Consider the following 1584-nt stretch of genomic DNA (forward strand, 5'->3'; position numbering starts at 1 on the left):
GCACCGTGTCGTCCGCCGACGCCAGATCGGCGCCGGCGAGGCCAAGCGCCTCGGAAATGCGCAGGCCGGAGCCGTAGAGCAGTGTCAGCACGGCGGCGTTGCGGGCAGCAATCCAGGGTTCCTCCGCCAGTTGGCCTTCAATGGAAACAACATGCTTGGCATCGCTCGCTGTCAGCGGCTTGGGCAGCGATTTGGGTTGGCGCGGCGCGCGCAGTGCTGCCGCCCCGGCCGCATTGGCGAGGCCGCGCCGCTCGAGGAAACGCAGCAGCGAGCGGATGCCGGCGAGACCCCGGCCGAGCGTGCGGGCACCGGCACCGGCATTGCGCCGCGCCGCGAGAAAGCCGCGCAGGTCGGCCGGGCGCAGATCGGCGATGTCCGAAATGCCGGGCGAGCCGCCGCAATGGCCGGTGAGGAAATGCAGGAACTGGCGCGTGTCGCGCTCATAGGCTTCCACCGTCTTGGGCGACAGCCGACGTTCTCGCGCGAGCATCTTCAGCCAGCTTTCGCGCGCCGCCTGGAGATCGGGTTTGGCCGGGATCAGGAATTCCTGCATGGCGGCATTTTCGGGTATTCGGGTTAGGAAGCGGTGAAGAGCCGTCATTGAAATGACAGCCGGCTGAGGTTAGGAGACCATCGATTGGTGGCAGGTGACTACCTTGGTGATTGGCTGAAATGCCCGCCCCCTTCGTCATCCTGGGGCGGAGCAGGAGCGAAGCGACGTCGCGGAGACCCCAGGATCCATGCCGTGACCTGCGAGCGTTGCTGCGTTACAAGTCTGATAGCTTTGCGGTGGAGACCACGCGAAGTGTTTGCAAATAAAGAGTTGGCAGGAACGAGACTCGTGACCCTTTCTGAACTGCCGTGCTTTTTGGTCGCCGTAACGGAATGGATCCTCGGGTCTGCGCAGTCGCTTCGCGCCTGCTCCGCCCGTGGATGACGAAGGTAAAAGCGCCATGAGCAAGCCCCAGAACCCTGTCCAGATGGCCGTGATCGGCGCCGCCCATGGCATCAAGGGCGAGTTGCGGGTGAAGACCTTCACAGGTGAGCCGCTGGCGCTGGCCGATTACGGGCCGCTCTACGCCAGGGACGGGCGCGCCTTCCAGATCGTCGACATCAGGCCTGCCAACACCGTCGTCGTGGTCCGCTTCAAGGGCATTGCCGACCGCAATGCGGCCGAGGCGCTGGCAGGCACGGAGCTGTTCGTCGACCGTTCGATGCTGCCGGACGACGGCGAGGAAGACGAATTCTACCATGCCGACCTCGTCGGCCTCGAAGTCCGCGACGACACGGCTGCCGTGCTTGGCAAGGTGGTCGCGGTGCACAATTTCGGCGGCGGCGACATTCTCGACGTGACGCTGGGCGGGCGCAAGGGCGTGCTGATCCCGTTCACACAGGCCGCCGTGCCGCAAGTGTCGATCGCCGAGGGTTTTGTCCGTGTCGATCCGGCGGCTGCCGGGCTGGTCGACGACGAGGATGGCGATGGCCCGCGCGAGGAAGACTTCGATCCGAAGGGCCGGCCGCGCGGACCGAGCGATGCCGGGGGCAACCGGTGAGTTTTTCCGCTTGTGTGCTGACGCTTTACCC

2 protein-coding genes are annotated in these 1584 nt (G+C 65.6%); one reads left to right on the forward strand and one right to left on the reverse strand.

Translation table 11 applies throughout. From position 1 onward, the window contains the following. A partial coding sequence (locus EN749_RS35485; protein ID WP_189367955.1) for a site-specific integrase occupies positions 1–553 on the reverse strand: 553 nt, incomplete at its 3' end. 400 nt (positions 554–953) lie between these two features. Here EN749_RS35485 and rimM point away from each other — a divergent pair. Further along, entirely contained in the window at positions 954–1553 is a 600-nt protein-coding gene (gene rimM, locus EN749_RS35490; protein ID WP_127330189.1) for a ribosome maturation factor RimM, read from the forward strand. Positions 1554–1584: the final 31 nt, after the last annotated feature.

Origin of the sequence: Mesorhizobium sp. M7A.F.Ca.ET.027.02.1.1 (assembly GCF_004022985.1) — a bacterium.
Classification (GTDB): domain Bacteria; phylum Pseudomonadota; class Alphaproteobacteria; order Rhizobiales; family Rhizobiaceae; genus Mesorhizobium.